Origin of the sequence: Labrenzia sp. THAF35, from assembly GCF_009363595.1 — a bacterium.
In the GTDB taxonomy this organism is placed as follows: domain Bacteria; phylum Pseudomonadota; class Alphaproteobacteria; order Rhizobiales; family Stappiaceae; genus Roseibium; species Roseibium algicola.
Genome location: NZ_CP045380.1, coordinates 2,320,718 through 2,333,130, shown reverse-complemented (window position 1 = coordinate 2,333,130; position 12,413 = coordinate 2,320,718). Strand labels below are relative to the sequence as shown.

General features: G+C 60.9%; 10 protein-coding genes. 4 read left to right on the top strand and 6 right to left on the bottom strand.

Features of this window, described 5'->3' with window-relative positions:
• Positions 1 to 101 precede the first annotated feature (101 nt).
• Positions 102 to 1,802 (top strand): iron ABC transporter permease, encoded by a 1,701-nt coding sequence (locus tag FIU93_RS10710; protein ID WP_152505551.1) that lies wholly within the window; start codon positions 102 to 104, stop codon positions 1,800 to 1,802.
• Positions 1,803 to 1,873: 71 nt separating this feature from the next.
• Here the strand turns inward: FIU93_RS10710 and FIU93_RS10705 are convergent, their stop codons facing one another.
• Together FIU93_RS10705 and FIU93_RS10700 are read right to left on the bottom strand one after the other, a co-directional pair.
• A complete protein-coding gene (locus FIU93_RS10705; protein WP_152505550.1) occupies positions 1,874 to 2,920 on the bottom strand; it encodes an ABC transporter ATP-binding protein in 1,047 nt (348 codons plus the stop codon).
• 55 nt (positions 2,921 to 2,975) lie between these two features.
• Positions 2,976 to 3,893: a phosphotransferase gene (locus tag FIU93_RS10700; RefSeq protein ID WP_055661233.1), complete on the bottom strand. Its 918-nt coding sequence runs from the start codon at positions 3,891 to 3,893 to the stop codon at positions 2,976 to 2,978.
• Between the two features lie 253 nt (positions 3,894 to 4,146).
• Between FIU93_RS10700 and FIU93_RS10695 the strand changes: the two genes are divergently transcribed.
• Both FIU93_RS10695 and FIU93_RS10690 read left to right on the top strand, forming a co-directional pair.
• Entirely contained in the window at positions 4,147 to 5,724 is a 1,578-nt protein-coding gene (locus FIU93_RS10695) for a trimethylamine methyltransferase family protein (RefSeq protein WP_152505549.1), read from the top strand.
• A gap of 66 nt (positions 5,725 to 5,790) precedes the next feature.
• On the top strand, positions 5,791 to 8,226 hold the full coding sequence (locus FIU93_RS10690) for an FAD-dependent oxidoreductase (RefSeq protein ID WP_152505548.1): 2,436 nt from the start codon (positions 5,791 to 5,793) through the stop codon (positions 8,224 to 8,226).
• 641 nt (positions 8,227 to 8,867) lie between these two features.
• Here FIU93_RS10690 and FIU93_RS10685 read toward each other — a convergent pair.
• Positions 8,868 to 9,176, bottom strand: coding sequence for a hypothetical protein (locus FIU93_RS10685; RefSeq protein WP_152505547.1), 309 nt, complete (start codon positions 9,174 to 9,176; stop codon positions 8,868 to 8,870).
• A gap of 122 nt (positions 9,177 to 9,298) precedes the next feature.
• A complete protein-coding gene (locus FIU93_RS10680; RefSeq protein WP_031270486.1) occupies positions 9,299 to 10,201 on the bottom strand; it encodes a LysR substrate-binding domain-containing protein in 903 nt (300 codons plus the stop codon).
• Positions 10,202 to 10,369: 168 nt separating this feature from the next.
• Between FIU93_RS10680 and FIU93_RS31680 the strand changes: the two genes are divergently transcribed.
• Positions 10,370 to 10,498 carry a hypothetical protein gene (locus FIU93_RS31680; RefSeq protein ID WP_023003379.1) on the top strand — a complete coding sequence of 43 codons (129 nt, stop codon included), beginning with the start codon at positions 10,370 to 10,372 and terminating at the stop codon, positions 10,496 to 10,498.
• Positions 10,499 to 10,576: 78 nt separating this feature from the next.
• Here the strand turns inward: FIU93_RS31680 and FIU93_RS10675 are convergent, their stop codons facing one another.
• Positions 10,577 to 11,404, bottom strand: coding sequence for a PhnD/SsuA/transferrin family substrate-binding protein (locus FIU93_RS10675; protein WP_209010333.1), 828 nt, complete (start codon positions 11,402 to 11,404; stop codon positions 10,577 to 10,579).
• A complete protein-coding gene (locus tag FIU93_RS10670; RefSeq protein WP_152505546.1) occupies positions 11,401 to 12,336 on the bottom strand; it encodes a fatty acid desaturase in 936 nt (311 codons plus the stop codon). The genes FIU93_RS10675 and FIU93_RS10670 overlap by 4 nt, the downstream gene beginning before the upstream one ends.
• Between the last annotated feature and the right edge of the window lie 77 nt (positions 12,337 to 12,413).

Genomic DNA, 12,413 nt, shown 5'->3' with positions numbered 1-12,413 from the left:
TTTGGCCGCGCCTCCGGCGCGAAACATGCCTGGATTCCGGATCATCGCTCGGCTACGCCTCACTTGTCCGGAATGACTGCGAGAAGCAACGGCAAATCCCTGTGCAGCTATTGAAGCTTTCCGAAAAGACCACCCTCCTCGCGCTTGTGCTTGGCGCAACGCTGATCTGCGGGCTGCCGCTGCTGCTTTTGTTCAAGACCGGACTGACGGGTGATGGCGGTCTCGACCTTGGCCCGTTGACGGAAGCCGTGCAGAGCCGGTCGGTCCGAAGCGCACTTTGGCATTCCGTTGAGAGCAGTTTCTTGTCGGCACTGGCAGCAACCGCACTCGGCACCCTGCTCGCACTCCTGATCGGCCTCACCGATATTCGCGCCAAGGGCCTGCTGGTCTTCCTGATCCTGCTGCCGATGATGATCCCGCCGCATGTAACGGCTATTGCCTGGATACAGGCGCTCGGCCCGGGCAGTCCGGTGTTGCGCTGGCTTGGGCTGGCTCCGGAACTCGGCTCCACCCACCCTCTCTACTCCCGTGAAGGCCTCGTCCTGCTGCTGACCCTGCAGCACAGCCCGCTGGTGTTCCTGCTGGTCCGTGCCGCGTTGAGATCGTTTCCGCGCGAACTCTCAGACGCGGCCCGCGTTTCCGGCTCCGGAAGCTTCTTGATGTTGCGCAGGATCACCTTGCCGTTGCTCGCGCCATCCCTGCTGGCCGGTTTTGCGCTCGCCTTCGTTGCCGCACTTGGCAATTTCGGCATCAATGCCCTGATCGGCATTCCGGCACGCTACACCACCTTGCCCGTTCTGGTCTGGCGAAGGCTGGCAAGCTTCGGTCCGGATGTCCTGCCAAACGTGGCGGTAATTTCGGTTATCCTGGCCGTTGTCGCCCTTGCGGCGATCCTGCTGCAAGGTGTGCTGCAGCGGCGCCTGCGCACCAGCCTCATCGGTCTGCCGCAAGACCCTCTGGCGATCTCTCTTGGCCGCAAGCGTCCCTTTGTGGAAGCCACTCTCTGGCTGTTCGTCGCCTTCGTGCTGCTGCTGCCGGCAAGCTCGTTGCTGGCGACCTCGCTGGTTCGCACTTACGGCCTGCCGCTGTCTGCAGAAACCCTGACACTCGAAAACTTCACCGAGGTGCTCTGGCGCCAGTCCGTCACGCTCAGGGCCTTCGCCAACTCAACTCTCGTTGCCGGCGTTGCCGCACTTGTCATTGCTGTCATCAGCCTGTTCCTGGCCTATTTCCTCGCCCATCGGAAGTCGGCTCACAGAACCTGGGCGAACCTTGCGCTCACACAGTCGGAAATCGCCTTTGCCGTGCCCGGCCTGGTGATGTCGATCGCCTTCATCCTGGCGTTCATCCGCCCCCTGCCGCTTTTGAACATCTCGCTCTACGGCACCCTCTGGATAATCCTGATTGCCTATGTCTCCGTTTTCCTGGCGGTGGGCCTGAAACCGGTTGCCGCCGCCTTCCTGCAAATGGATGGTTCATTGGAAGATGCGGCTCGGGTGGCTGGCGCCGGGTTCTACCGGCGCATGACAAGGATCTTCACCCCGCTCGCAGCTCCCGCGGCTGCCTCCGGTGCAATTCTGGTGTTCCTGACCGCTTACAACGAGGTCACGGTCTCCGCCCTGCTCTGGTCCACCGGCAACGAGACCATCGGCACGACAATCTTCAACTACGAAGACGGCGGCTACACTACGCTTGCCGCCGCCATGTCGGTTGTGGTCGTCGCCGCAACGATTTTGATCATGCTGACAATGAATGCACTGGCCCGCAGGGTTCCAGCCGGGACGATCCCCTGGAAGGATTGAGGGATAGTCGAAGCTCTTGTCATCCCGGGTCTGCGCTGCGCTTTACGCAGGATGACAACAAGGAACAAAACTCACTCCGGCAACACCCATCCGCGCAGGATATCGAGCTGCAGGAGCTCGCCAGGTTCCGCCTTTCGGTGAAGCACCATGAGAAGCGGTTGCGAAAGGCCTTCGAGACGGACGAAGACTTCCCAATAGCCACCCCGGTAGATCGTCCGTTCGACCGTTGCCTCGAAGCCGGAAGTGCCCGTTGCGAGCACCAGATGTTCCGGCCTGAGCAACAACGTTGCTGGGCCCGAACCTGTTTGGTCTGGACAATCGACGACCGCGATGACATTGCCGAAGCGCACTTGCGCCTCGCCGTTTTCAACTCGCAGCACATCCACCGGAACGAGGGTGCTGCGGCCGATGAAACCGGCGACCTTCTTCGAATTCGGACGGCGGTAAAGCGTGTCGGGATCGTCCGCCTGCAGGATGGAGCCATCCCACATCACCGCCACCTTGTCGGCAAGAGCCATCGCTTCGCGCTGGTCGTGGGTAATGAAAAGCGTCGTCGCGTCGCTCGCCCTGTGGAATGCCGCCAGCTCTTCTTCCATCGTGCTGCGCAGATGCGGATCGAGATTGGCGAGAGGCTCGTCCATAAGCACGGTGCGCGCGCCCTGCGCCAGGCACCGCGCCAGCGCCACCCGTTGGCGCTGACCGCCGGAAAGTTCGGCCGGCTTGCGTTGCCGGAACGGTGTCAGGGCCACCGTTTCCAGGCACTCCGCCACACGGGCCGTCACCGCGCTCCGCGTTTCACCCGCCGTCTCCAGCGGAAAGGCGACATTGGCGGCAACATTCATGTGCGGCCACAGCGCATAGGACTGAAACACCACTCCCACCTGGCGCTGCTCGGGCGGCAGGTGCAGGCCCTTGCCGGCAACGGCCTGCCCACTGAGTTTGATCTCTCCCGCATCGACCGGCTCCAACCCGGCAATGGCGCGCAACAAGGTCGACTTGCCGCAACCGGACGGGCCGAGCACCACGAAAAACGTGCCGTCCTCAATCGAAAGGGACACGCTGTTCAGCGCCTTATGGGCATCGAAGGACTTGGAAACGGAAGCAAGCTGGATGGACATGCCTCCCGTTAGCCTTCTCCCATGACAGATTGATTACAACTGCTGCAAACGCCCCTCATCGGCCCCGCAAACGCAGCAGCAAGTCGACTTCCTCTTCCAGCGCGCGGCCATAGGCCCTGGCCGCCGGGGCGTTGGAATGCATCAGTGTTTCGTGGCGGAACAGGCAATAGGCTGCAAGGCACCAGTGATAGGCGCCGCGCTCCTTCAGAAAATGCTCGACCGTCTCCTGGTCAGGGTAGCGCGTCAGGAACATTTCCTCCGCATGGGCGACAAGCGGATGAAGGCCATAGAGCGTTGCAAGACCGGGCGAGACGAAACAGGCGATATCCTCGACCGGGTCACCAAGCCCGGCGAATTGCCAATCGATCAGCCGGGCACCATCGCCGGTTGCCTGGATCGTGCCGAGACAGAAACTGCGATGAACGAGCGAACGCTTGATCTCGCGTCTTTTGACGGCGCCATCGGCCGGACGCGACCGCTTCAGGTTCGCCGCCTTGCGGCTATGCGGAATGAGCGCCAGCATGGCATCGCCCCGCGCCAACACCTCGTGATATCCGGCCGGAACGGTCTGGTGTCCCGGTACAGGTTCGCTCAAGGCGGCAAACCGACCGATCAGCTCGGCGGCTTCTCCGACATCGATCTCGTTGTCGACCGGGGTCGGATAGCCATAGATCAACAGCGGTGTTTTCGCCGGACTGTAGGTGAAAGCTTCAAGCTCCGGCGACAGGCCATGGCGGGCTAGAACGGCAAGGGCGTCCGCCTCCTGCCTCGGCAAGGTCGGATACAAAGGGTTGTCTTCGTTTTCGGGGAAGAATTCCTTAACGACAAAGCTTCTGCCCGGCGTGTCCAGCCGCCAAAACCGGGCGGTATAGGCGACCGGCAACGGCCGTAGCCGCGCAACTGACCAGTCCTTCACCGGCAGGAGCGTTTTCAGAAAAGCCAGCAGTTCCGAATCCGACAGCAACACGCGCACCAGGGGTCCCCACGAAAAGTCTCCTTGTTCTGATCGCTTTGAAGTCCCTTTCCGTCAAGCCCCCCGATGGGCGAGATCACGGCTGGATCGAGGACACGGTGCCGGATGTCGGAGTTGAAGCACTGGCCGTCGTTCTGAGACTGCCCGCTGAAAGTGCCCTCTCAAGTAACGTCTGATGAAATGGCGCAGACCGGGCCGCGCCCAAGCCTTTCCAGGGCATCAGGTCCGGCTTTCAGGAATAGTGGCGGACGACATGACGCATGACATCGAAACGGCCTCGCTTGCCGAGACGGCTCCCGCGCGGCGCGGACGGCGGCGCAGGGGCGGCGAGAAGACCGGTCCGGATCTCTTTCCGCAAAAACCCTTCAAGCAGCCGCGGCATATCTTCAAGCCGTTGGAAGCCGTTTCCGCTGACGAACTTGAAGCGATCCACGACGCATCCATGCGCGTTCTGGAAGAGATCGGCATCGACTTCCTGCACGAGGAAGCAAAGCAGATCCTGAAGGATGCCGGGGCCGACATCAAGCCGGGTGAAGACCGTGTACGCATGGACCGGGCGATGGTGGAAGAGCTTGTCGCCAAGGCCCCGGCCGAATTCACGATCCGTGCGCGCAACCGGGCGCATGATCTGCAGGTGGGCGGCAATGCCCTTGCCTTTTCCTGTGTGGCCAGCGCGCCCAATGCCGTCGACCGCGACCACGGTCGCCGCCCGGGCAACCAGGAGGACTATCGCAACTTCCTGAAACTGTCGCAGTTCTTCAACATCATTCACTGCGTCATGGGCTACCCGGTCGAACCGGTCGATATCCACGCTTCCGTGCGCCATCTCGACTGCGTTGCAGACATGCTCCGGCTCACCGACAAGGTCTATCACATCTATTCGCTCGGCAAGGAGCGCAACCTCGACGGACTGGAACTGACCCGGATCGGCTACGGCCTCACCCCGGAAGAATTCGTCGAGACGCCGTGCGTGGCAACGGTCATCAACACGTCCTCGCCGCTGAGGCTCGACACGCCAATGCTGCAGGGCCTGATCGAAATGGCCAAGGCCGGACAGGTTTCCATTGTCACGCCTTTCACTCTTGCCGGTGCCATGGCTCCGGTCACCGTTGCCGGCGCGCTGACCCTGCAGAACGCGGAAGCCCTTGCCGGGATCGCCTTCGCCCAGCTTGTGCGGCCGGGTGTGCCGGTGGTCTATGGCGGCTTCACGTCCAACGTCGACATGAAATCCGGCGCGCCAGCCTTCGGCACGCCGGAATACATGAAGGCAGCAATCGTCGGCGGCCAGCTCGCCCGGCGCTATCATCTTCCCTACAGGTCGTCAGGCGTTTGCGCGGCCAACACGGTCGACTATCAGGCAGCGCTGGAAACGACGTTGTCGGAATGGGGCGCGATCAACGGCGGGGCCCATATCATCAAGCATGCCGCCGGTTGGCTGGAAGGCGGACTGAGTGCCGGGTTCGAGAAATTCATCACCGACATCGATCTGCTCCAGAAGATCGCCGAATACCTGACGCCGCTTGATGTGTCAGAGGCAGCCCTTGCCGTCGATGCGATCCGCGAGGTCGGTCCGGCGGGCCACTTCTTCGGCACCCAGCACACCCAGGACCGTTACAAGGACGCTTTCTACGCGCCCATCGTTTCCGACTGGCGCAATTACGAAAGCTGGTCGGAAGCAGGCAGCCCGACCGCCTACGACAAGGCGAACATGCTCTACAAGAAGGCGCTGGAAGCCTATGAGCAGCCCCCGCTTGATCCGGCCATCGACGAGGAAATCACCGCCTTTGTCGAGAGGCGAAAGGCCGAGGGCGGCGCCCCGACCGACTTCTGATCATTTCACGTTTCACGTTCGAACACGGCCTGCCGCGCAAGAGCAGGCGCTTCCGGAGCAGATTGCATGAATACCCACACTCAGGTTGTTGTCATTGGCGGTGGCGTTGTCGGCTGCAGCGTTCTGTATCACCTGACCAAGCTCGGCTGGAAAGACGTCACGCTGATCGAGCGCGACGAACTGACATCCGGCTCCTCCTGGCACGCAGCGGGCGGCTTCCACACCCTGAACGGTGATCCGAACGTAGCCCAGCTGCAAAGTTACACCGTCGACCTCTACAAGGAACTGGAAGAAATTTCCGGTCAGTCCTGCAGCCTGCACCTGACCGGCGGCGTCATGCTGGCCGATACGCCCGAGCGAATGGATTTCCTGCGTCTTGCCCAGGCCAAGGGGCGCTATCTCGGCATGGACCTGGAGCTGATCTCGGTCTCCGAAGCCAAGAAGATGTTCCCTCTTCTGGACGAGAAACACTTCATCGGCGCGCTCTGGGACCCGATTGAAGGCCATCTCGACCCCTCCGGCACCACCCATGCCTATGCCAAGGCGGCCCGCGTCAACGGCGCGACAGTCCTGCGCCACACCAAGGTGGAAGAACTGGTTCAAACGCCCGACGGCACCTGGGATGTCATCACCAACAAAGGCACGATCCACGCCGAACACGTGGTCAACGCCGGTGGCCTGTGGGCGCGCGAATGCGGGCGCATGGTCGGCATCGAACTGCCGGTGCTCGCCATGGAGCACATGTACCTCCTGACCGACGAGATGGAGGAAGTGACCTCACACAACGAAGCCACCGGCAAGGAACTGATCGGCGTTCTGGATTTCGGTGGTGAGATCTACACCCGCCAGGAAGGCAAGGGCGTGCTGCTCGGCACCTACGAGCAGAACTGCCGCCCGTGGAGCCCGCGCCAGACCCCCTGGGATTTCGGCCACGAACTGCTGGCGCCGGATCTCGACCGGATCGCGCCGGAGCTGGAAGTCGGCTTCGAGCATTTCCCCGCCCTGCAGAATGCCGGCATCAAGCAGATCATCAACGGGCCTTTCACCTTCGCGCCGGACGGCAACCCGCTGGTCGGCCCGGTTCGCGGTCTTCGCAACTACTGGGTTGCCTGCGGCGTCATGGCCGGGTTCAGCCAGGGCGGCGGTGTCGGGCTGACGCTCGCCAACTGGATGATCAACGGCGATCCTGGTTACGACATCTGGGGCATGGATGTTGCCCGCTACGGCACCTGGGCAACGCTCTCCTATACCAATGCCAAGGTACAGGAAAATTACCGTCGCCGGTTCCGGATCCGTTTCCCCAACGAGGAACTTCCGGCCGCCCGCCCGCAGCAGACAACCCCGCTTTACGACCGCATGCTGGCGCAAGGCGCCGTCATGGGCGACAGCTGGGGCCTGGAAACACCGCTCTGGTTCGCTCCGGAAGGCGTGGAAGCCAGGGACATCGTTTCTTACCACCGCTCCAACGATTTTGAGCACATCGGCGCCGAGTGCCGGGCTGTGCGCGAGAGCGTGGGCGTGACGGAGACGGCCAACTTCGCCAAATACGAGATTACCGGGCCAGGCGCGGAAAGCTTCCTGTCGCTATTGATGACCAACACAATGCCGAAGGTCGGCCGCATCATCCTGACGCCGATGCTGAACGAGAACGGCAAATTGATCGGCGATTTCACCATCGCCCGGGCCAGCGACCAGAAGTTCTACATGTGGGGCTCGTCCCAGGCTGAGATCTATCACATGCGTTGGTTCGAGAAGCACCTGCCAGAGGACGGCTCGGTGACGATCCGCGCAATCAACCTCGGCTGGGTTGGCCTCTCCATCGCCGGTCCCAATTCGCGCAAGGTTCTGGAGAAGATCACCGGAGACGATGTCTCGGGCGAGGCCTTCCGGTTCATGGACTTCCGCGAAATGGACGTTGCCAACGCCCCCTGCAAGGTCAACCGCATCACCTACACGGGCGACCTTGGCTACGAGATCTGGATGGCGCCGGAGTACCAGCGTCAGGTCTATGATGCGCTGATGAAGGCCGGAGCCGAGTTCAACATCGTCAACTTCGGCATGCGCGCCCTGCTCTGCCTGCGGCTGGAAAAGAACTTCGGCACCTGGTTCCGCGAATTCCGCCCGATCTACGGCGCATTCGAAGCCGATCTTGGCCGGTTCGTGAAGCTGTCCAAGGACACCTTCATCGGCAAGGAGGCGGCCCAGAAAGAATTCGATGAAGGACCGAAGCGCCTGCGTGTCAGCTTCGTGGTCGATGTGTCGGACGCCGACGTCATGGGCGATGAGCCGGTTTGGCACGATGGCAAGGTGATCGGCTGGGTGACTTCCGGCGGCTACGCCCACTACCTGCGGAAATCCCTCGCACAAGGGTATATTCCCTCGGAACTGGCAACGAACACGCAGGAAGGCGCCTTCGAGATCGAAATCCTCGGCGAGCGCCGCAAGGCCACCATCATCAGCGAACCGCTGTTCGACCCGAAAGCCGAACGCATGCGCATGTAAATGCATCCGGTCGTCGGACCAACACCCCGACGACCGCCTCCCCCTCCTGAACTCCACCTCCCCCTATCCTCCCGGGCTCCCCTCCCCTCAACCTCATCCTGAGGAGGCGCAAAGCGCCGTCTCGAAGGATGGGCAGCATACTCGGGAACAAGCGGCCCATCCTTCGAGACGGGCCTCCGGCCCTCCTCAGGATGAGGGGTTGGTGTAGGGAACGATTGGGATTTACCGGAGGTGGGGTCGGCACGAAAAGGCAGGGAAGACGAGGACTGTTGAGCGGACAAGAGCGTCCCAGCACTGAGGATACCTGCCGAGTTCCGAAGAGCGCAGAGCGACAGATCGATTCAGAGACCTGCGCAGTCACTCCATCCGGAACACCCCGATTCTTCGCCTTTGCTGAACTCCGCCTCCCGCTCCCCTCATCGCGAACTTCTCCCCCCCTCATCCTGAGGAGGTGCGAAGCGCCGTCTCGAAGGATGGGCGGCAAACGCCAACACAAGTGGACCATCCTTCGAAACGGGCTTTCAGCCCTCCTCAGGATGAGGAGTTTGGGGGGGACTGGCAGATTATCATGCGGCCTAAGCAAACCGATGGCAGACGCCAGTCGGCTTATCAGAACACGCCTGCAAACCGGTTCACGGCCTTTACTTCAACCGGATGATCTTCGGCCCGAGGGCGCGCACGTAATCGCTTTGATCGGCGAAAACCATCACGTTGGTCTCGGTCACTTCGGTCTGCTTCAGTTCCAGTGGCGTCTTGCCGTCCGGATTGACGATCACCTTGCGGGTCGGCGGAAGGCCGCGGAATACCAGCACACCGGCTTCCTTGGTCACGATGGCACCATAAGGTTCGTCGTGGACAATGCGCGTCGTACCGCTTTCGGCCTGCGCTGCGGCTCCAAGGGCGATGCTCATGCCGGCTGCGGCCAGCAGGGTTTTGCAGAAGGAATTCATGACACGTCTCGCTGTTAACGCTTCATTTACCATGAATCGTAACCGCTCGTTAACTTTTGCGCCAGAGGTCCTGGGGGTTTGTCCCGTGAAACGGAAATTATGGTTAACGCGACAGACTGACTTCAGGCCGAGACACCGTGGCTGAGATCCTTGAAGCTTTCGGCCACATGCTTGGCGAACGCATGAGTGGCTTTGCCCGCATGGGCCCGCTCGGCCATGAGAATGTGATAGTCGCCGATCTCCGGCAGGCCATGCCGTTCGTCCAGGGCCATCAGGGGCGCCTCGACAACACTCGCCGGAAAGGGAGCCACGGCAAGGTCCGCCAATAGCGCAGCTTCCTGGCCGGCACTGTGAAAGCTGGTGTAGGAAACGCGGTAAGGCTTCTGGGCATCGTCCAGCGCAACCCGCGCAGCTCTGCGCCAGGGGCACCCGGGCGTGGAAACGGCAAGCGGCAACGGATCGCGCTCATAGGCGATACCACCTTCCAAACCTACCCAGACCAGCGGTTCGGTGAAGACGATTGTGCCTCCCCGCGCCAGTGCGGTACCCGGACGGGCGGTAAAGAGCGCAAGGTCCAGCTCCCCCTTCTTCACCTTCTCGTCCAGCATCGGACTGCCATCGAGATGCACGTCCACGTTCACACCAGGATGAGAGCGTGCAAAACGTGACAGGATGTTGGGCAGGAACCTGGTACCGAAATCGGACGGCGCTCCGAAGCGGACTTCGCCTTCCACTTCCGGAGACAGAAACAGCGAAACAGCTTCCTCGTTCAGCATCAGGATACGCCGCGCATATCCAAGCAAAGCTTCGCCTTCCGTAGTCATACGTACGGTGCGCCCTTCCCGGGCGAACACCGAAACCCCGAGGATCGATTCAAGTTTTTTGATCTGCATTGAAACTGCTGACGGCGTTCGCCCAACAAGTTCGGAAGCTTTTGAAAAACTTGAGGTTTCCGCGATTACCAAAAAGGTCCTGTAAAGATCCAGATCGATCAGCGGCATGCCGGTGCCGGGCAACTTTTGCATGGTCCAGATTTCCCGGAAGTTCAGTTCAATTTTTTTGAACGAATAGATGAATACTATTCGATTGACTGAACTGCAAGTTCTGCCCATATAGCAGGCAAGCGGCCTCGCGTTTAAGCAGTGGACCGCACTTTCTTGTAACAATCGAATACGCTCAGGATTGGCAACGCCATGACCTATCTTGCACAAGCCCTCGGCACCAATCTCATGGGTGTCGTCAGCGGACACACCACGGCAGAGCTGGCTCGTATGAACCAGGCCCTGCGCCAGCGCGAAGCTCAGAAGTCCAAGACACGTTGATCTGACGACCTGGAGGACTGTCGTTTGCCGGCCTGAAGCCGGCAATCTGACAATTTTCCAGAGGGTTTGAAACCAGCGTCAGGCCAGCACGGGATACCCACGCTCTGCCGCCTCGGCTTCCATCTTCAAGATGACCGCGTAATCGTCGGAAGACAGTTTCGAAAAGCCGTGAATGCCAAGGCGTTCACGGCTTTGTTGCGTTTCAGGTGCTGAAAGCACCTCGGCAACGGTCTCACTGATAAGAGCGTGTTCCGCTTCGCTGAAACGGCGGGAAGTGATCAGCGGCAACCCGGGCGCAGATGCTGTGCGGGCAAGTGGCCGGACTTGCGCCGCCAGGTCCGGTATTTCCCGGCAGACCAGTGCCCAGCAGACTGCATCGATGGAAGCGATGTCGGCCTTGCCCTCCGCAACGGCCTTCACGGACGCCAGGTGACTCCCGCTCACAATGACGTCCGAAAAGAAAGCCCCTTCAGTATCAAGCTGCGCCACCGCGTGACGGAAAGTATTCATGCCTGACTGGCTGTCCGATCCGTTGAAAACCGCCCGGTGACCGCGCAGGCCCTCCAGGTTTTGGTGGGAGCTGTCATGCTTGACGATCAGCTGACTGCAATATCGTGGACCATCGCACCCTTCGGCATCGTAGTGAGGCGTCCCCACGAGCCGGACCTTGTCCGCAAGCGCATGGGTCAGGGGGTATCCGCAGGTTTGCGACAAGAGGAGATCCGGGTCCGTCCAGGCCTCCACCAGATCTTGCCCATCCTGCCATGGCCGGATATCGCCTTCACTCAGTCCCAGAACGCGGCAAAGCGCGCCCTGGAGCGCGCTTTCAAGATCCCGCGTGGCATGACGTACCTCCGGCCAGTCGTACATCGGCAGCCGGACAGCCAGAAAAGATCCACCGGTCAAGACACCGCCTTTTCCGCGGCAGGAAATCCGCTGGTCTCATTGTATTTGATCGGGTGCACAACGGGCTCCTTCACCTTGAAAAAATAGTGCCTGGCCAACTGGAAATAGCTCGCAAAGACATAACCGCCGTTCCGTTCCTGCCATTCAGAGCGGGCAGCGCGGTAGATCTTCGGAAGATGATACCAGGGCGCCCGCGGATTGGCGTGATGAACGACATGGAGATTATTGTTCAGAAACAGGAGCGAGAACACCGGGCAGAACTCGACGATGATCGACCGCGCCTCCGCATGTTCGTGCGCACGGTGCTCCGCATAGGTGCGCAGCATCAACAGGCTCATGCCCGGATAGGCGACGCCGAGAACATACAGCCAGAACGGCATGCCGCCGACCAGAGTGACAAACAGGACAATTGGCACCACACCGGCAACATGATGTGCCCAGGCGCGCATGACGACCTTGTCGCCCGCAAGCATCATCCGGATTTCGGCTCCCACGAAACCGACCATCGAGACCACCGGCCCGATCAGCAGCCGGCCCAACAGGGTGTTGTTGATCGTCAGGACCATTTGTATCGGACGAGGAAGGCTCTGCCAGTCTGCCCAGGCCAGATAGTAGCTTTCCGGGTCGTCATAGGGATCCGTCAGCCGGTCGTTGTTATGATGGCGCAGGTGAAGAGACTTGAAGCGGCGATACGGCACGCACAGGCCGAACGAGCAGTAGACCAGGGCTTCGTTGAGTGCGGGACTGCGCGTGGGGTGACCATGAAGCACCTCGTGTTGCAGCGAGGATTGCAGTGTCACCAGGATCGCCGCCAAAGGGCAGACCACGAAAGGTCCAAGCTCGGAATAGAACCCTATCAACAAAAACCAAGCCGACGAGGTGGCCAGAATCAAGGCCAGTGTCGGCCACTCGCAGAATTTCGCGCGCGGCAAGGAAGTCTCCAAATGTTTGAAAAATCGGCGCAAACCGACATGAACTGGTTTGACTATGCGCGCAGGCCATCTTCAGG